This window comes from Pseudomonas sp. Con_6 (assembly GCF_059379395.1).
Window position 1 is genome coordinate 3,007,584 of record NZ_CM182011.1, and the last position, 17,317, is coordinate 3,024,900.

14 protein-coding genes and 1 pseudogene are annotated in these 17,317 nt (G+C 65.8%); 11 read left to right on the forward strand and 4 right to left on the reverse strand.

Features of this window, described 5'->3' with window-relative positions; translation table 11 throughout:
- Nucleotides 1-27: 27 nt before the first annotated feature.
- From AC5QPF_RS13475 to AC5QPF_RS13485, 3 genes are read right to left on the reverse strand one after another with little or no spacing between them, the layout of a single operon-like run.
- Nucleotides 28-1,047, reverse strand: coding sequence for an AraC family transcriptional regulator ligand-binding domain-containing protein (locus AC5QPF_RS13475; protein ID WP_494963690.1), 1,020 nt, complete (start codon nucleotides 1,045-1,047; stop codon nucleotides 28-30).
- A complete protein-coding gene (locus tag AC5QPF_RS13480; protein ID WP_494963691.1) occupies nucleotides 1,044-1,964 on the reverse strand; it encodes a diguanylate cyclase domain-containing protein in 921 nt (306 codons plus the stop codon). Before AC5QPF_RS13480 ends, AC5QPF_RS13475 begins: the two co-directional genes overlap by 4 nt.
- A gap of 54 nt (nucleotides 1,965-2,018) precedes the next feature.
- Nucleotides 2,019-3,419 carry a metallophosphoesterase gene (locus AC5QPF_RS13485; RefSeq protein WP_494963692.1) on the reverse strand — a complete coding sequence of 467 codons (1,401 nt, stop codon included), beginning with the start codon at nucleotides 3,417-3,419 and terminating at the stop codon, nucleotides 2,019-2,021.
- 363 nt (nucleotides 3,420-3,782) lie between these two features.
- Here AC5QPF_RS13485 and AC5QPF_RS13490 point away from each other — a divergent pair, with 363 nt between their 5' ends.
- From AC5QPF_RS13490 to AC5QPF_RS13510, 5 genes are all read left to right on the forward strand, one after another.
- Nucleotides 3,783-6,212: a TonB-dependent receptor gene (locus tag AC5QPF_RS13490; RefSeq protein WP_494964168.1), complete on the forward strand. Its 2,430-nt coding sequence runs from the start codon at nucleotides 3,783-3,785 to the stop codon at nucleotides 6,210-6,212.
- A 21-nt stretch (nucleotides 6,213-6,233) separates the two neighbouring features.
- Nucleotides 6,234-8,135, forward strand: a complete 1,902-nt coding sequence (locus tag AC5QPF_RS13495; protein ID WP_494963693.1) for a phytase — start codon at nucleotides 6,234-6,236, stop codon at nucleotides 8,133-8,135.
- Nucleotides 8,136-8,215: 80 nt separating this feature from the next.
- On the forward strand, nucleotides 8,216-8,929 hold the full coding sequence (tolQ, locus tag AC5QPF_RS13500) for a protein TolQ (RefSeq protein ID WP_494963694.1): 714 nt from the start codon (nucleotides 8,216-8,218) through the stop codon (nucleotides 8,927-8,929).
- Nucleotides 8,930-8,943: 14 nt separating this feature from the next.
- The gene (locus tag AC5QPF_RS13505) at nucleotides 8,944-9,387 is read left to right on the forward strand and encodes a biopolymer transporter ExbD (RefSeq protein ID WP_494963695.1); all 444 of its coding nucleotides are present in this window, start codon (nucleotides 8,944-8,946) and stop codon (nucleotides 9,385-9,387) included.
- A 2-nt stretch (nucleotides 9,388-9,389) separates the two neighbouring features.
- Nucleotides 9,390-10,205, forward strand: a complete 816-nt coding sequence (locus tag AC5QPF_RS13510; protein WP_494963696.1) for a TonB family protein — start codon at nucleotides 9,390-9,392, stop codon at nucleotides 10,203-10,205.
- A gap of 54 nt (nucleotides 10,206-10,259) precedes the next feature.
- Here AC5QPF_RS13510 and AC5QPF_RS13515 read toward each other — a convergent pair whose 3' ends face one another.
- Nucleotides 10,260-10,862 carry a YIP1 family protein gene (locus AC5QPF_RS13515; RefSeq protein ID WP_494963697.1) on the reverse strand — a complete coding sequence of 201 codons (603 nt, stop codon included), beginning with the start codon at nucleotides 10,860-10,862 and terminating at the stop codon, nucleotides 10,260-10,262.
- Nucleotides 10,863-11,417: 555 nt separating this feature from the next.
- Between AC5QPF_RS13515 and AC5QPF_RS13520 the strand changes: the two genes are divergently transcribed.
- From AC5QPF_RS13520 to AC5QPF_RS13545, 6 genes and pseudogenes are all read left to right on the forward strand, one after another.
- Nucleotides 11,418-11,711, forward strand: a complete 294-nt coding sequence (locus AC5QPF_RS13520; protein ID WP_494963698.1) for a hypothetical protein — start codon at nucleotides 11,418-11,420, stop codon at nucleotides 11,709-11,711.
- A gap of 331 nt (nucleotides 11,712-12,042) precedes the next feature.
- Entirely contained in the window at nucleotides 12,043-13,257 is a 1,215-nt protein-coding gene (locus AC5QPF_RS13525; protein ID WP_494963699.1) for an SfnB family sulfur acquisition oxidoreductase, read from the forward strand.
- A 9-nt stretch (nucleotides 13,258-13,266) separates the two neighbouring features.
- On the forward strand, nucleotides 13,267-14,640 hold the full coding sequence (locus tag AC5QPF_RS13530; RefSeq protein WP_494963700.1) for an NtaA/DmoA family FMN-dependent monooxygenase: 1,374 nt from the start codon (nucleotides 13,267-13,269) through the stop codon (nucleotides 14,638-14,640).
- Nucleotides 14,637-15,302 carry an ABC transporter permease subunit gene (locus AC5QPF_RS13535; protein ID WP_494963701.1) on the forward strand — a complete coding sequence of 222 codons (666 nt, stop codon included), beginning with the start codon at nucleotides 14,637-14,639 and terminating at the stop codon, nucleotides 15,300-15,302. The genes AC5QPF_RS13530 and AC5QPF_RS13535 overlap by 4 nt, the downstream gene beginning before the upstream one ends.
- A 71-nt stretch (nucleotides 15,303-15,373) precedes the next feature.
- Nucleotides 15,374-16,150 carry a MetQ/NlpA family ABC transporter substrate-binding protein gene (locus tag AC5QPF_RS13540; protein ID WP_494963702.1) on the forward strand — a complete coding sequence of 259 codons (777 nt, stop codon included), beginning with the start codon at nucleotides 15,374-15,376 and terminating at the stop codon, nucleotides 16,148-16,150.
- A 72-nt stretch (nucleotides 16,151-16,222) separates the two neighbouring features.
- Nucleotides 16,223-17,207, forward strand: a pseudogene (locus tag AC5QPF_RS13545) (methionine ABC transporter ATP-binding protein).
- Nucleotides 17,208-17,317: the final 110 nt, after the last annotated feature.

A 17,317-nucleotide genomic window follows, 5' to 3' on the forward strand; every position in this document is an offset into this window, starting at 1 on the left:
TTGCCCGCGATGAGGCCGGTCCGGCGTTTAGCCAAACCACCGCGCCAACCCGCTCGGGGTCAGCCCGGTCCAGCGCTTGAACGAGCGCCTGAAGTTGGTCGTGTCACTGAAGCGCAGGTAGTTGCACACCTCCTCGTTGGTGTACCCCTTCATCTGGTACAGGTACAGCGCCACATGCCGGCGCACCAGGTCCAGTTGCTGCTGGAAGTGGGTGCCGTGTTTGCTCAGCTTGCGCTTGAGCGTGGTCGGGCTGGTGCCGAATGCCTCAGCCACACGGTCGAGGTTGATAGGCTCGTGGATATGCCCGTGCAGATGATCGAACAGGCAATCGAGAAAACTCGACCCGCCACCCAGCGCCTGCAGTTGTCCCAGGCACGCCTGACGCGCCACCAGTCCCGGCGTGGCCGCGGCATTGGGCAGCGGCCGATGGATGAACTCTCGGGGTAGCGAAAGCAGGGTGATCTGCGCATCGAAACGCACTTCTTCCCCCAGGTACACCCAGTACTGCTCGATATGCCGCGGCTGGCTCCAGGCACACTGGATCCGCCATGGCAGGTGCTCGCCGACCAGGCGCCGGCTCATTGCCAGGACCGAACCGAGGCAGGCCTCGCCTAGGAACTGCGCCTGGCTGCCGGCGCCGCAGCCGTCCTGCCAGTACAGGTGCAGGTAGTGCTCTTCCAGCAACAGCCGCGGCGTCAGCAACGGGCTGAGCAGGGCGTGGAACTCGCAGAGGTTTTCCAGCGCCTGGTACAGGTCGCGGGCATGCAGCAGGGTCTGGCTGGCATCGCCATAGTGCCCTGGCAGCAGGCGCTGGCCGAACAGAAAGGCGCTGTCGTCGGCATCCAGCAGGCGCCGGGCGTTGTCGATCAGGGTCAGGAACTGCTCCTGGCTGAACCGCGCGCTGCCGCGACTGATGTCCTCGTAGAACACCTCGCAGCCGCGTAGCAGGCGGTGGCTGTCGATACCGCGGGACAGGGCCAGGTCGATCAGGCTCGCCGGCTGGTAGTGGCCGACGATGAAACGCTGGTCACGCTCGTAGCCGCTCATGCCGCCCCCTGCTGCGGCGCCCGCCGCTTGGCCTTGGCGATGCCCAGGTTGACCCGCTTGAGCAGGCCTTCGACGTCGTCGTCATGGGCCATGGCCACCGCCACGCTGGCACTCAGGTGCACGCGTTCGCCATGCCGGCGGGTCTTGTGCGCCAGGCTGGCCACCGCCTGTTGCAGTTCGTCCGCCAGCCCGCGAGCCTGGGTCTCGCCGGTGTTGGGCATGACCACTACGAAGCGATCGCCGGCCAGGCGGCAGAGGACGTCCTGCTGGCGCAGGTTGAGCAGCAGCAGTTGCGCCAGCACCTGCAGCAGGTGGTCGCCCTCGGCCTCGCCATGCACCAGGTTGACCGCGCTGAAGTCATCGATGTCCAGCACCACCAGCGACAGCGGCTGCTCTTCGCGCCGTGCCTGTTCCAGGGCCAGGCGCACATGCTCGCGCAGGTACTGGGCGCCGCCCAGCGGGGTCAGCTTGTCGAACAACAAGTGCTCACGAAACAGCCCTTCGCGCTTGCTCATCTGCGCGTTGATCGCCTGCTGTTCCTTGTGCAGGTGATAGACACCGAAGGTCACCAGCAGCAGGCCCACCGGCATCGGCGCGGTTTCCAGCCAGTTGTCCCAGACCGCGCCGGGAGCGAGGCGGATGAATTCGTCGAGCACGTCCATCCACCAGGAAAAGCACACGCAGGCCATGCCGATGGCGAGCATGCGGGTGACACGCCCGGCAGGGCGACTGCGCAGCAGCATGACCAGCCATATCAGCCAGATCAGCCCCGAGCCGCCTTCGCCGACCACGTCCATCCAGTTGATCTGTGCCCAGGGCTTGACCTCGCCGAAGGCCAGGTAGAGCTGCACACCAAGGTTGGCGGCGATGGCCAGGCCAACGAAGGTCAGGGTGTGCAGTTTGAGCAGTGATTTCATCGCGAGTCTCCAGGCCGGGCCCGCCCAGCGTGCCCGACCAAGGTCACAGGGGTATTACAGGCTTTTGCTGCGGGACTTGCAGGGCAACTGGTCCGGGCCTTGTGCGCCGTTGCAGAAGCGTTCCGCCGGCAGGTTCTTCACCGGCTGGCCCAGGCGGTTGTTGCCGTGCTTGTCGCGGGTCAGGTCGAAGGCGTCGTAGAGCGTGCCGTTGGCGGTGTAGCTGCGTACCTCAAGGCGCGAGGCGAGCACTTCGACTGTCTGGTACAGCTGGGTTTCCTCGGCGCTGCGGTCCGGTTGCTGGCGGGCACGATCATTCAGTCCGTACATCTTCGAACCCGCCACCGAGACGATGTAGACCGGTCCCTGGACCTTGCCGGCGGCTTGCGCCTGCTTCGCTGCACTGCGCCCTTCGGCGTTGCTCAGGCGGCTGTAGCAGTGGTCGTGGCCCTGCAGCACCAGGTCGACCTTGTAGCGCTCGAACAGCGGCTTCCACGCGGTCTTCAGCGGCTCGGTGTCTTCCGGGCGGGCACAGGTGTAGATCGGCTGGTGGGTGACCACGATATTCCAGCGTGCCTTGCTTTCCTTCAGGCGCTGCTCCAGCCACTGGGTTTGCGGGTCGAGGGTGTTCAGGTCCAGCGCCGCGGTGCCGTCGAGCACGATGAAGCGTACGCCCTGGTAGTCGCTGAAGTACGTCGTGCTCTCCAGGCCCTTTACGCCATTGCCGGGCAGGGCGAACTGGCGCGCCCAGTGCGGGCCGAGAGTACGGCTTTCGCTGCCGTCGGGGTTGGTGCTGTCGAGGTACTCGTGGTTGCCGCTGGCGACCAGCTGCGGGATGCCGGCGTAGTGGAAGCCGCCGGCCTGGTTCCATTCGCCCCACTCGTCGTCGTGGACCAGATCGTCGCGCTGCGAGGTCAGGTCGCCGGCGTGTACTACCAGCGCCGGGCTGGCGGTGGCCTGCAGGGCCTGGCGTACGGCGCGCGAGGCGATGGAAAGGATGTCGTTCTGGGTGTCGCCTAGGTAGATGAAGCGGAACGGTTTGAAGCCGGTGGCGGCGGTACGGAACTGCAGCCACTCGCTCCAGCCGTCGGCGCCCTTGACCCGGTAGACGTAGGCGCTGGCCGGTTGCAGGTCGGTGAGGCGGACCTGGTGGTACAGCGCCGCGCCGTTCTCGGTGTCCAGCGGCTGGCTGCTGCCTTCGATCAGGCGGGCGCGCTTTTCCAGTTGCGGGCCGTCCAGGGCCGGGGCCAGTTGCAGTTGGGTCGGGCCCTGGCGGTTGTCGGTGCGGAAGGTCACGGCCATTTCCCGGGACGGGTTGGCGCCCGGGGTCAGCACGATACGGTCGGCCAGGCCGCTGGCGGCATAGGGCGCGCCAGGGGAGTGGGGCAGGGGTTCGGCTGCGGTGGCGCTGCCGATGCAGGCGGCGAGGGCGAGGGCCAGCAGGCTCAGGCGGGACATGGAGGATCCTTGGGTCGGTGAGTTCTGGCGGCCAAGGAAACAAAGGCAAATGACGCTTGGGTTACAGGGTGGGGGGTCTATTTGGACGCTGGCAGATGTGAAAAAAATGTTGGTTTTTTCAGTGTTCTCCAGGGCCTCATCGCTGGCCAGTCCAAACGATGGAGAGCCAAAGGGGGTCATATCAGGCCAATTCCCCGCGAAAACCACCCGAAAATGCCCCGATCCGACCGCTGTGAAAATCCCTGTCATAGATCTGCCACACGCCACCCCTAGCGTGCCCCTCAGTTTCCGCCGGGTGTGGCGGATCGACTTCAGGGGAGCAACAACGTGGCAATCGTCAGATTCAAGATCAGCCTGCTCAGCATGGCCATCGCCGCCAGCCTGCCGGCCTTCGCCGAAGACAAGGTGGAACACGTCAATGTCGTAGGCCAGGCCGCGAGCCTGGACCAGGCGCTGAAGGAGCAGAAAGCCTCCGACACCATCCGCAGCGTGGTCCACGCCGACGCCGTCGGCCAGTTGCCCGACGATAACGCCGCCGAAGCCCTGCAACGGATTCCTGGCCTGTCGGTGGAACGCGACCAGGGCGAAGGTCGCTTCGTCAGCGTGCGCGGCATCGGCCCGGACCTGAACAGCGTGACCATCAACGGCACCCTGCTGCCCGCCCCGGAAGCCGACCGCCGCGCCGTGGCCCTCGACGTGCTCCCCACCGAACTGGTGCAGTCGCTGTCGGTGGTCAAGTCGCTGACCCCCGACATGGACGCCAACTCCCTTGGCGGTACCATCGAGGTGGAAAGCCTCTCGGCTTTCGATCACCCCGGCCTGTTCTACACCCTCAGCGGCGAAGCCAGCCACGACCAGAACACAAGCCAGGACAGCCCGAAGTTCTCCGGCGCCTTCAGCAACAAGTTCAGCCTCGGCGACGGCATCGACAATTTTGGCGTCGCTGCGGCGTTCAGCTGGCAGCAGCGCGACTTCGGCTCGGACAACGTCGAGACCGGCGGTGCCTGGGACTTCGACGGCGACCAGCCGCGCCTGGAAGAAGCCGAGCAGCGCGACTACCGCATCCGCCGCGAGCGCACCGGCGCCGGTCTGAACTTCGACTACCGCCCTGACGACTTCTCCAGCTACTACCTGCGCACCCTCTACAGCCGCTTCAAGGACACCGAGACGCGCAACGCCGCCGGGGTCGAGTTCGAAGACCCGCAGGCTTCCGGCGAGCGTGGCGACGGGGAAGGCTGGCGTGCCCTGAAGTCCCGCGAGGACACCCAGGAAATCCGCTCCTACGTGTTCGGCGGCGAGCGCCTGATCGACGCCTGGACCCTCAGCGGCCAGGTCGGCTACAGCAAGTCCACCGAGAACGATCCGGGTGGTATCGCCAACGCCAGGTTCGAGGGGGATTTCAGCGATGTCGGCTTCGACGGCACGCGCACGCCGCGGCTGAGCACCGGCAGCGCCTTCTACGACCCGGCGGCCTTCACCCTGGACAAGGTGGAGTGGGAAAAAGCCCGCTCCAGCGACGAAGAGAAGAACATCCGCTTCGACCTCGCCCGCGACTACGAGCTGGCCGGCAATGCCTCCCAGGTCAAGTTCGGCGCCAAGGCCAGCCGCCGCGACAAGCGCAGCGACACCGACGTCTGGGTCTACGACGATTTCGACGACATCACCCTGGCCGGCTACCAGGGCGGCAAGGTCGATTATTCCTTGGGCAACTTTGGCAACGGCATCAGCGCCGGGGCGATCAAGGGCCTGATCGGCGGTCTCGACCGCGACGCGTTCTACGACGAGGAAGAATCGCGAATCAACGACTTCACCATGCGCGAAGACATCAACGCCGCCTACCTGATGAACACCGTCGACATCGACGCCTGGCGCTTGATCGGCGGCGTGCGCTACGAGGGCACCGAGTTCGAGGCCAAGGGCACCGGCCTGCGCGACGGCGTGTACAGCCCGACCGAGAGCCGCAAGCGCTACGACCACTGGCTGCCGGGCCTGCACGCGCGCTATCAGTTCAGCCCGCAGACCCAGCTGCGCGCGGCCTGGACCAACACGGTGGTACGCCCGACCTTCGGCCAGCTGGCGCCGGGCTTCATGATCGACGACAGCGAAGGCGAGGCCGCCTTCGGCAATCCGAATCTCAAGCCGCTGGAGTCGATGAACCTCGACCTCGGCATCGAACACTACATGGGCCGCGCCGGCACGGTATCGGCGTTCCTGTTCTACAAGGACATCGAAAACTTCGTCTACAACACCGACCTCGCCGGCAGCGGCGAGTGGGTCGACTTCGACGAGGCCAAGACCTTCGCCAACGGCGACCGCGCCAAGCTGTACGGCCTGGAACTGGCCTACTCGCAGAAGTTCGACTGGCTGCCGGCACCGTGGAACGGCCTGCTGCTGGGCGGCAACCTGACCCTGAGCAAGTCCCGCGCCGAGATCGAGGGCCAGGGCCTGACCCGGCGCATCGACCTGCCGAACCAGTCCGACACCGTCGGCAACCTGACCCTGGGCTGGGAAGACGACAAGCTCAGCCTGCGCCTGGCGGCCAACTACAAATCCAGCTACCTGGCGGAAGTTGCTGCGGCGGATGACAAGGCCCACGACCTGTACTCGGACGACCAACTGTTCGTCGACTTCAAGGCCGGCTACTTCATTACCCCGGAGCTGCAACTGACCTTCGAGGCGCAGAACATCACCGACGAGTCCTATTACACCTACACCGGGCGCTCGCGGTTCAACTCGCAGTACGAGGAATACGGTCCGACCTACAAGATCGGCCTGACCCTGACCCACTTCTGACGCTGTCTTCGAGAATCGAACATGTTCAAAGCAAGACCTTATCCGCTGCTGGGTGGCCTGTTGCTGTCCCTGGCGGTATCCCAGGCCGTGGCGCAGCCGGTGCTGACCCTTGGCGAGCGCCTGCCGGGCGCAGTGGAAAATGCCCGCCTGCTGGGCAACGACGGCTTCTGGCCGGGGGCCGAACGGCTGATGACCGGCAAGCAGGGCCTGCAACTGTTGAATGCCGATGGCCAGGTGCTGAGCCAGTTGGACGGCCGCTACAAGGGCCTGGACCTGCGGGCCAAGGGTGATGGCCTGCTGGTCGCCAGCCTCGACAGCAAGCGCCAGCAAGCCTTGCTGGTTGGCCTGAGCCGGGAGAAGGGCTGGAGCACGCCGCTGTACCTGCCCAAGCGTGATTTCGCTATCGAGGGGCTGTGCCTGTACCGCGACAGTGCGCGCAACAGCTTCCTGTTCCTCATGGGCGCCGAAGGGGTTGGCGAGCAGTGGCTGGTGGCGAGCGCCGACGTGCCGCTGGCCGCTGCGCAGCGGGTGCGCGGGCTGAGCCTGCCGCCCCAGAGCGAGCACTGTCAGGCCGACGACGCCAGCAACAGCCTCTATGTCAACGAAGAGAACGTCGGCCTGTGGCGCTATGGCGCCGCTGCCGAAGCGCCGTTGCAGCGCCGGCCGGTGGACCTGCGCGCGCCCTTCGGTTCGATCGGCAAGCAGGCTGCCGGCATGGCCGTGGTGCCCGGTGGCCTGCTGGCCCTGGACCCGGCCAGCGCGACCCTGCACCTGTACCGCCAGGAGGGCACGCGCTGGAAAGGCGAAGCCGCGCTGCCGATGGCCGGGCTCAAGGACCCGGAGCAGGTCAGCTTGCGCCAGGACGGCAAGGGTCTCGACCTGCTGCTGGTCGACGACCAGGGTCAGCAGCGCGCCCGTCTCGACTGGACGCTGCCCGCTGTTGCCGCGACTCCGGTGGTTCCGGTACTGCCGGCCCAGGTCCAGACCGAGCCGGTGCCGAGCTTCGGCGATGCGGCCGATGACCCGGCGATCTGGGTCAACGCCGCCGACCCGCAGCACAGTCGTGTGCTGGGTACCGACAAGAAGGGCGGCCTCCTGGTCTACGACCTGGACGGCAAGCAGGTGCAGGACCTGCGCATCGGCCGGGTCAACAACGTCGATGTGCGCAACGGCTTCCGCCTTGGCGAGCGCACCGTGGACCTGGCGGTGGCGAGCAACCGCGACCACAACAGCCTGCACGTCTTCAGCATCGAGCCGAAGACCGGCGAGGTCGCGGTGCTCGGCGAAGTCGCCACGCCGCTCAAGGACATCTACGGCCTGTGCATGTTCAAGGACGCCACGGGCGCCATCCACGCCATCGTCAACGACAAGGACGGCAGCTTCCTGCAATACCGCCTGGGCGCGCCGAAAGGCGAGATCCAGGGCGAGCTGGTGCGCCGCTTCGCCACCGCCACGCAACCGGAAGGCTGTGTCGCCGACGACCGTGGCCAGCGCCTGTTCATCGGCGAGGAAGACAAGGCGGTCTGGGCCCTGGACGCCCGCGCCGAAGCACCGACCACGCTGGAGCAGGTGATCGCTGTCGGCGGGCTGGTCAAGGCGGATATCGAGGGCCTGGGTTTCTACCAAGGCAAGCAGCGCGACTACCTGGTGATCTCCAGCCAGGGAAATGACCGCTACGTGGTGGTCGAGGCGAAACCGCCGTACCGCCTGCGCGGCGCCTTCTCGATCGGCCTGAATGCCGAGCGCGGCATCGATGGCGCCTCGGAAACCGACGGCCTTGATCTCACCTCGGCCAACCTCGGCGGGCCGTGGAGCCAGGGCCTGCTGGTGGTGCAGGACGGCCGCAAGCGCATGCCCGAGGGCAAGCAGAACTTCAAGTACCTGGCCTGGAGTCAGGTGGTCGAGGCGCTGAAGCTGGATTGAGCGGCTGTCATCAACCGGCAATGCCGGTGTCATCCAATTACGTGAAAGGCCCCGCGAGCAGCGGGGCAGGGGAGCAAGACATGCATGCAAGCGAACACATGAGCATCTGGGGCCTGGTCAGCGACGCCAGCGGGGTGGTGCAGGCGGTGATGGCCTGCCTGGTGCTGGCCTCGTTGCTCAGCTGGTACCTGATCGTCCAGCGCGGCACCAGTCTGCGCCGTAGCGAGCGCGCCTCGGACGGCTTCCTCCAGCGCTTCCGCGCCAGCGGCGACCTGGCCTTGCTGTACCGCGAGAGTCAGGCCAAAGCGGCGGACGGTGAGGTGGAAACGCCGTTGCAGCAGATCTTCGTCGAGGGCTACCAGAGCTTCGCCCAGTTGCAGCGCCAGCCGCAGATCGATCCGGCCACGGTGCTCGAGGGGGTTGAGCGCAGTCTGTACGTGGCGGTGGCGGAGCAGGACGAGCGTCTGGACAAGGGCCTGGCGTTCCTTGCCACGGTCGGTTCGGTCAGCCCGTACATCGGCCTGTTCGGCACGGTGTGGGGGATCATGAATGCCTTCCTCGGTTTGTCCCAGGTGCAGCAGGCGACGCTCAACACCGTGGCCCCGGGCATAGCCGAAGCGCTGATCGCCACCGCCATCGGCCTGTTCGCGGCGATCCCTGCGGTAATGGCCTACAACCGCTTCAGTGCTCGCGGGCAATTGCTGAGCGCGCGCAACTACAGCTTCGCCAATGAATTGCAGGCGCGGCTGCACAAGCGCCTGCACTGCACACCGAGCATGGCCGCGGTGGCCTGAGAGGAGAGCGCAGAATGTTGGTCAAACCCCAGCGCAAACACGCCGTGAAGGCGGAAATGAACGTGGTGCCCTATATCGACGTGATGCTGGTGCTGCTGGTGATCTTCATGGTCACCGCGCCGATGCTGGTGCAGGGCGTCAAGCTCGAATTGCCCAAGGTCGCCGCCCGGGCGCTGCCGGCGGACAGCGAGCGCCAGGTGTTGACCCTGTCGGTGCAGGCCGATGGCGGCTTCTACTGGAACGTCGGGCCGGACCTGAAGCTCGACGGGCAGAGCGACAGCGCGGTGAGCGTGGAGGAAATGCGCGACAAGGTCGGGCGGATCATCGCCGAGCGCGGCGACACCCAGGTCTACGTGCGCGCCGACCACGGCGCCGACTATGGCCGGGTGGTGGCCGGGATCGCCGAACTGCAGCGGGGCGGGGTCAGCAACCTCGGCCTGATCACTGAGGAACCTTGAGGATGAGCAGCCTGAGCCTGCCGGTGAATACGACGCTTCCTGCTTTCAGTCTGCCGCGTTGGCGTGGCCATGCCGGTGCCGCCGGGGTGGCCGTGGCCCTGCACGTGGCTGTGGCGGTCACCCTGTTGGGGCATGACTACCGACCCACGTTGCCGGCGCCGGTGGTGCCGGTGATCACCACGCAATTGGTCAGCGTGCCGGTGCCTGCGCCCGAACCCGAGCCTGTTGCGCCGGTCGTCGAACCGCCGCCGCCCGTGATCGAGCCGCCAGCACCTCCCGAGGTGGTGAAGGCGCCAGCGCCCGTGGTGCCGACGGAAGCGGAGCTGGCGTTCAAGCGTGAGCAGCAGCGCGAGAAGCAGGAGCGGGTGGCGGAGCAGAAGCGTCAGCGCCAGGAGCAGCAACGCCAGGAACAGGTGCGGCAGGAACAGCAGCGTCAGGAGCAGTTGGCCCGCGAGGCGGCCGAGGCGCGGGAGGTGCAACAGCGCCTGGCCGCGGAACGTCGTGCTGCCGACGAGCGTGCCCGCGCGGCTGCGGCGAGCCAGCAGTACCTGCCGGTGTCGAAGAAGGCCCCGGAATATCCGCAGCGCGCGCTGGACAAGGGCGTGCAGGGGGATTGCACGGTGAGCTACACCGTCGATCCCCAAGGGCGGGTGCGTGATCCGCAGGTGATGGATGGGTGTCATCCGTGGTTTGCCCAGCCTTCGTTGCAGGCGGCGCGCAGCTTCCGCTATCAGCCGCGGGTGGTGGATGGCCGGGCGGTGGAGGTTCCAGGTGTCAAGAACACCTTCCACTACAGCATCGAGCAGGGATCGAGGTAAGTGTGTGCGGGTGAACCCGCACACCGTCCCTGCCAAATCAATGAGAGAGCTGTCTCAAGGCCTCAGGTACTCCGGCTGCAAGGTGTTGAACCAGAACAGGATCATGCTCACCAGGATGGTCACCAGCACCAGCAGCCCCACACCCCACACCGAGGCGGCATAGAGGAAGCCCTTGTCCTGGGTCAGGCGCATGAACTTGGGCAGCCCGACGAACAACAGGTAGGTCGCATACGCCCCGGCAACGATCAGCGCCGCCACCGCCAGCCAGCGGCTCGGATAGAGCCCGGTAATCCCGGCGAGGAAATACGGCGTGGTGGTGTAGGCGACGAAGCCGATGCACTGGTTCAGCGTCGGCCGTGCCTCGAAGGTCCGAGACATCCAGCGGATGAACCCGCCCATGATCAACGTGCCGAGCAGCAGGGTCACATACAGCAGCACCGCCAGTTGCAGGCCACTGGCAACGCTGACCCGCACCCGCTCGCTACCGGCCAGGCTCCAGCCGGTCCAGGTCACGCCAATGAACAGGCATAACGCCGGCAACAGCGCCCAGAGCAGCAGGTGCGGCAGATAATGGCGGGGCTGGCGTTCTTCCTCGCTGCGGATATCCACCCAGGCGTAATCCGGATGGGTCATGAGTTTCATGAAGTGAGCTTTCATCGAGCCATCTCCTGATCGATGACCACCGAGGGTCGTGATCATTGGAGGCGGCTGCTTTTTCGGCTGTTCCGTTTTTGTTCGCCCCGCAGGCCGAGTGGTCGCCGGGCCTACCGTCGGTCGCCGCGAGGAACCTTTTGCCAAGCGAAGCGGGTCGGTGTTCTGAGCGCTTTCCTCAGGAGGATACGAGCATGCCAGCAAACAAACACACCGGTGCCGCACCGGACCAGCATCGACCCGGCGAAGTCGAACGCGACAACGATGCCCGACGCCCTGATCAACCGGGTCGCGGATCGCGGGACTCCACTGCACAGGAGCATGCCAAACAGCAAGGCAGTAGTGGCAGGAAACCTTCGAAATAAATAGCGCAATCGTTTGTCCTGGCGGATATATCAATATTCCGCAAGTTATTTGTTACCTGTCGTTTTTCCGTTATTGCAGTGTGAACTTACCGGCGGTCCGTTAATTGATGAAAAGCGGTCTTGCTTGTTTGCGGATTGTTCGCAGCGCATTAGTCTCACTTGACCACCTTGAATATTCCAGCCTGGGAGCATGGCCATGAAATATCGCGGTAAACATTATTGGGCCTGGGCCGAAGCACCCCTGATGAGTCGTGCCCACGAAGAAGTACTGGATAGCGGCAACACCGTCGATGTGCAGGTGCGGTTGTCGCGTATTGGCGCGACCCAGTTGTTCATCGGCGTCTATTCCGCGGGTGGAGCACTGATGTTCGAGGAAATCTACGATTCGCGGCCGGGTGAAAGCATGACCCGGGCGATGAACTGGGGCACGGCACGGGCGCGGCATCTGGCCAGTGAATCGGCGGGTAGTGGTATTGCCGCAGTATCCTGAAGTGCACGGTTAGTTGGCGCGGCGGCTACTGTCGCCGCGCTCTGGCTTTCCCGAAAGTTGAACTTTCGCTTATTTGATTTGAACCCGTCGATCTACCCCATGACCCCAAAGTGAAAGACAGTCAATTTCAGGAGGGCCGGGATCTGTCGTTATTGACGACCAACCACCAGCCAACTGTTCACTCAGCAACACCAGCCCAACATTTTGCTGCCCGTCCAGGCTGCCCTGTTGTTGACCTGTTTCTATAACTAATTGAAAAACAAGGTTTTTTACCCTTGGCATGGGAAATGCGATAGGTCTCGTACCCATCGCATTACAAGGATCGACCCCCATGCCCGTCTCCGCCCATTACGACCTCGATACACCCGCTGCCCACCTCATCCGCGACGACGCCGAGGCGATTGCGGTCGCCCACCAGGTCGCCGCGCTGCTGCGCCAGGGCGCCGCCGAGCGTGACCGCGAGCGCCGCGTTCCTCCGGAGGTGGTCGATGCCTTCTCCAACAGCGGCCTCTGGGGCATCACCGTACCCCGCGCCCAGGGTGGCGCCGAAGTGTCCTATGCCACCCTGGCCCGGGTGATCGCCATCGTCTCCGCCGCCGATCCGTCCCTCGGCCAGATCCCGCAGAACCATTACTGCCTGCTGGAAGACATCCGCCTGCAGGGCACCGCAGAGCAGCAACGCTTCTTCTTCGACCTGGTGCTCAAGGGGCATCGGTTCGCCAATGCCCTGTCGGAAACAGGCGGCAAGACCGTGCAGGACATCCAGACCCGCCTGGTCAGCGAAGACGACGGCTACCGCATCGACGGCCGCAAGGGCTACTGCACCGGCTCGCTGTACGCCCACTGGATCGGCGTGCTGGCCCTGGACGAACAGGACCGCGCCCACCTGGCCTTCGTCGAGCGCGGTACCCCGGGCCTGGTGGTGGTCGACGACTGGGACAGCATCGGCCAGCGCACCACCTCCAGCGGCACCGTGCTCGCCGATGGCCTGCGGGTCCCGGCGTTCAACGTCTTCCCCAGCTACCGCTCCTACGAAAGCCCGACCCTGGCCGGCCCGTTCGCCCAGTTGACCACCGCCGCCATCGACGCCGGCATCGGCCGTGCGGCACTGGACGACACCATCGCCTTCGTGCGCGAGCAGGCCCGGCCCTGGGTCGATGCCAAGGTGGAGAAGGCCGGCGACGACCCGCTGACCATCCTTCAGGTCGGCGCCCTGGAGATCCGCCAGGAAGCCGCCGAAGCCTTGCTGGAGCGCGCCGGCTGGGTGCTCGACGCGGCCCGGCCGGTACCGGACGAGGACAACGTCGCCGCCGCCTCGGTGGCCGTGGCCAAGGCCAAGGTGCTGACCACCGAAGCCGCGCTGGAAGCCAGCAACCGCCTGTTCGAACTGGGCGGCACCCGCTCGTCCCTGGCCCGCCACGGCTTCGACCGGCACTGGCGCAATGCTCGGGTGCACACCCTGCACGACCCGGTGCGCTGGAAATACCACCTGGTCGGCAACTGGGCGCTGAACGGCATCAAGCCGGCGCGTCACGACTGGAACTGAGGGCCGGCCATGAGCAAGCAGATCCGCCTCAATGCCTTTGCCATGAACACCGTCGGGCACCTGTCGCCCGGTCTCTGGCGGCATCCCCGCGACCAGTCGCGGCGCTACACCGATATCCACTACTGGGTGGAACTGGCCAAGACTCTGGAGCGCGGCTGCATCGACGGCCTGTTCATCGCCGATGTGCTCGGCGTGTACGACGTCTATGGCGGCAACGCCGACGCGGCGCTGAGTAACGCCGCGCAGGTGCCGGTCAACGACCCGCTGCAACTGGTCCCGGCCATGGCCGCGGCCACCGAGCACCTGGGCTTCGGCGTCACCGCCTCGGTGTCCTTCGAGCATCCGTTTCCCTTTGCCCGGCGCATGTCCACCCTCGACCACCTGACCCGGGGCCGCGCCGGCTGGAACATCGTCACCTCGTACCTGAGCAGCGGCGCGCGCAACCTGGGCCAGCGTGAACAGCTGTCCCACGACCAGCGCTATGCCTTGGCCGAGGAATACCTGCAGGTCTGCTACAAGCTCTGGGAAAGCAGTTGGGACGAAGACGCGGTGCGCGCCGACGCGGCCAGCGGGGTCTATGCCGACCCGGCCAAGGTGCATGGCATCGGCCATGAGGGCGAGTACTTCAAGGTCCCTGGCTTTCACCTCAGCGAGCCGTCGCCGCAGCGCACCCCGGTGCTCTACCAGGCTGGCGCATCGAGCCGGGGCAGGGCGTTCGCCGCAGCCAATGCCGAGTGCGTGTTCGTCGCTGCGCCGAGCAAGGCGGTGCTGAAGAAGCAGGTCGCCGACTTCCGCGCTGCCGCCGTGGCTGCCGGTCGAGCGGCGGAAGACATTGTCATCCTCGAACAGCTCACGGTGATCGTTGCCCAGACCGACGAGGCCGCTCTGGCCCGCCTGCGCGAGTACCGCGAGTACGCCAGCGCCAGCGGGGCACTGACCTTGATGTCGGGCTGGACCGGCATCGATTTCTCACAGTACGACCCGGAGCAAGTGCTGCGCGAAGTGCCCAGCGACGCCATCCAGTCGGCCGTGGAAGCCTTCACCCGCGCCGACCCGACTCGCACCTGGACCACTGCCGAGATTGCCGACTACTGCGCCATCGGTGGCGACGGCCCGGTGCTGGTGGGTTCGGCGCGGACCGTGGCCGATCAGTTGCAGGAATGGGTCGAGGACACCGGTGTCGACGGTTTCAACCTGGCCAGCGTGGTCGCCCCGGAAACCTTCGTCGCCGTGGTCGATCTGCTGGTGCCGGAGTTGCAGGCACGGGGTCTGTTCAAGCGCGAATATGCCCAAGGCACGTTGCGCCACAAGCTGTTCGGCCAGGGCGACCGCCTGCGCGCACCGCATCCGGTGGCGGCACTGCGCCGGGAGCGCGGGCAATGAACGATCTGCTGGCCAATCTCAACTGGAGCGAAGTCGGCCAGGCCAGCCTGGAGACCCTGAGCATGCTCGCCGCCGCCCTCGGCTTCACCGTACTGCTCGGCCTGCCGCTGGGGGTGTTGCTGTACCTCACCGGGCAGCGCCAGTTGCTGTCCAGCCCTGGGCTGTACCGGATCATGTCGCTGGTGGTCAACGTCCTGCGTTCGCTGCCCTTCATCATCCTGCTGATCGTACTGATCCCGGTCACCACCTTGCTCACCGGCACCTCGCTGGGCGTGCGCGGCACCATCCCTCCGCTGGTGGTGGGCTGCACGCCGTTCTTCGCGCGGCTGGTGGAAACCGCGATGCGCGAAGTCGACCGCGGCCTGGTGGAAGCCAGCCAGGCCATGGGCGGCAGCACCTGGCAGATCATCCGCTACACCCTGTTGCCGGAGTCGCGCACCGGGCTGATCGCTGCGGTGACGGTGACGGCCATCGTCCTGGTCGACTACACCGCCATGGCCGGGGTGATCGGCGGCGGCGGCCTCGGCGACCTGGCGATCCGTTTCGGCTACCAGCGTTTCCAGACCGATGTGATGGTGGTCACCGTGCTCCTGCTGATCCTGCTGGTGCAGGCCCTGCAGATGAGCGGCGACCGCCTGGTGCGGCACTTCACCCGCCGCTGAAACACCCTTTACCTCACTGGCCCCACGTTCGCCCTACGACGGCCGCCTTTTTGAAAAACGGGAGTCAGTCCATGTTCAAGCAATCCCTGGCGGTCCTGGCCGCCGCCATCCTCAGCTTCTCTGCCCAGGCCAACGAGAAGATCACCGTCGGCGCCACTCCGGTGCCCCACGCCGAGATCCTCGAGTTCGTCAAACCGGTGCTGGCCAAGGAAGGCGTCGACCTCGACATCAAGGTCTTCACCGACTTCATCCAGCCCAATCTGCAACTGGCGGAAAAGAACCTCGACGCCAACTACTACCAGTACCGGCCGTTCCTCGACGACTTCAACAAGACCCGCCACACCGACCTGGTGCCCGTGGTGGGCGTGCATATCGAGCCGTTCGGGGCCTACTCGACGAAGATCAAGGACCTCAAGGACCTGCCGGACGGCGCCAGCGTCGCCATCCCCAATGACCCGGTGAACACCGGTCGGGCCTTGGTGCTGTTGCACGAGGCAGGGCTGCTCAAGTTGAAAGACCCGAGTAATACCCTGGCGACCCAGCGCGACATCGCCGAGAATCCGAAGCACCTGAAGATTCGCGAGCTGGAGGGGGCGCTGCTGGCCCGTGCGGTGAACCAGGTGGACCTGGCCTTCGTCTTCGCCAACTACGCGCTGGAGGCCGGCATCGATACCAGCAGTGCGCTGATCGTCGAGAAGGGCAAGGACCTGTATGTCGAGTACCTGGTGGCGCGGCCGGACAATATCCAGGACCCGGGCATCCAGAAGCTGGCCAAGGCTTTGAATACGCCTGAGGTCAGGCAGTTCATCCTGACCCGCTACAAGGGGCAGATTGCGCCCGGCTTCTGACCTTCAGGGCCTCATCGCTGGCTTGCCAGCGATAGGGCCGGTACAGGCAACCTCCCTCTGGAACCTGCATCCATGACCCGCTTCACCTCGGAACTGCAAACAGCCACCCCCGTTCAGTTGCGTGGCATCAGCAAGCACTACGGCGATCTCGTTGCCCTTGAGGACATCGACCTCCAGGTCCAGCGCGGCGAGATCTTCGGCATCATTGGCCGCAGCGGCGCCGGCAAGTCCAGCTTGCTGCGCCTGCTCAACCGCCTGGAAACCCCCAGCGCCGGCCAGGTCCTGATCAACGGCGAGGACATCGCCCGTCTCGACGCCGCCCAACTGCGCCCGCTGCGCCGCCAGGTGGCGATGATCTTCCAGCACTTCAATCTGATGGCCACCCGTACCGTGGCCGAGAACATCGAGCTGCCGCTGCAGATGGCAGGCATTGCAGCTGCGCAGCGGGCGCACAAGGTCGAGGAATTGCTGCAACTGGTCGGCCTCGGCGAGCGTCGTGATGCGTATCCGGCGCAGCTCTCCGGCGGGCAGAAACAGCGGGTCGGTATCGCCCGAGCGCTGGTGCTGGAGCCGCAGGTCCTGCTGTGCGACGAAGCCACCTCGGCGCTGGACCCGGAAAGTACCCAGGCGATCCTCCGCTTGCTACGCGATATCAACCGGCGGCTGGGCCTGACCATCGTCCTGATCACCCACGAGATGCGACCTCTGCCACCGCGTCGCGGTGCTGGAGCGCGGGCGGGTGGTGGAACAGGGTGAGGTGTGGCGGGTGTTCGGCGATCCTCGGCATGAGGTCAGCCGGATCCTTCTGGCGCCTTCGCAGCATCATGAGTCGATCGAGGTGGAGGGCGAGCAGGTGCTGGACCTGCATTACACCGGGGAGCGCGGGCTGGAGCCGGACCTGGCGGCGTTGACGGCGGCACTGCCGGGATTGCGTTTGCTGGAGGGTGGCGTGGAGCGGATCCAGGGCCGGGCGCTGGGACGGTTGCGAGTGGCGGTGCGGGGAGGGGATCTTCAGCAGGTGCACCAGCTCGCCGATCAGGTCGAACAGCTTGGTTGAGCATGCCGACCTCATCGCGGGCAACGCCCGCTCCCACAAGGCCTGCGTGCACCGCGAAACCTGTGGGAGCGGGCGTTGCCCGCGATGAGGCCGGTACAGACGCCCCGCTA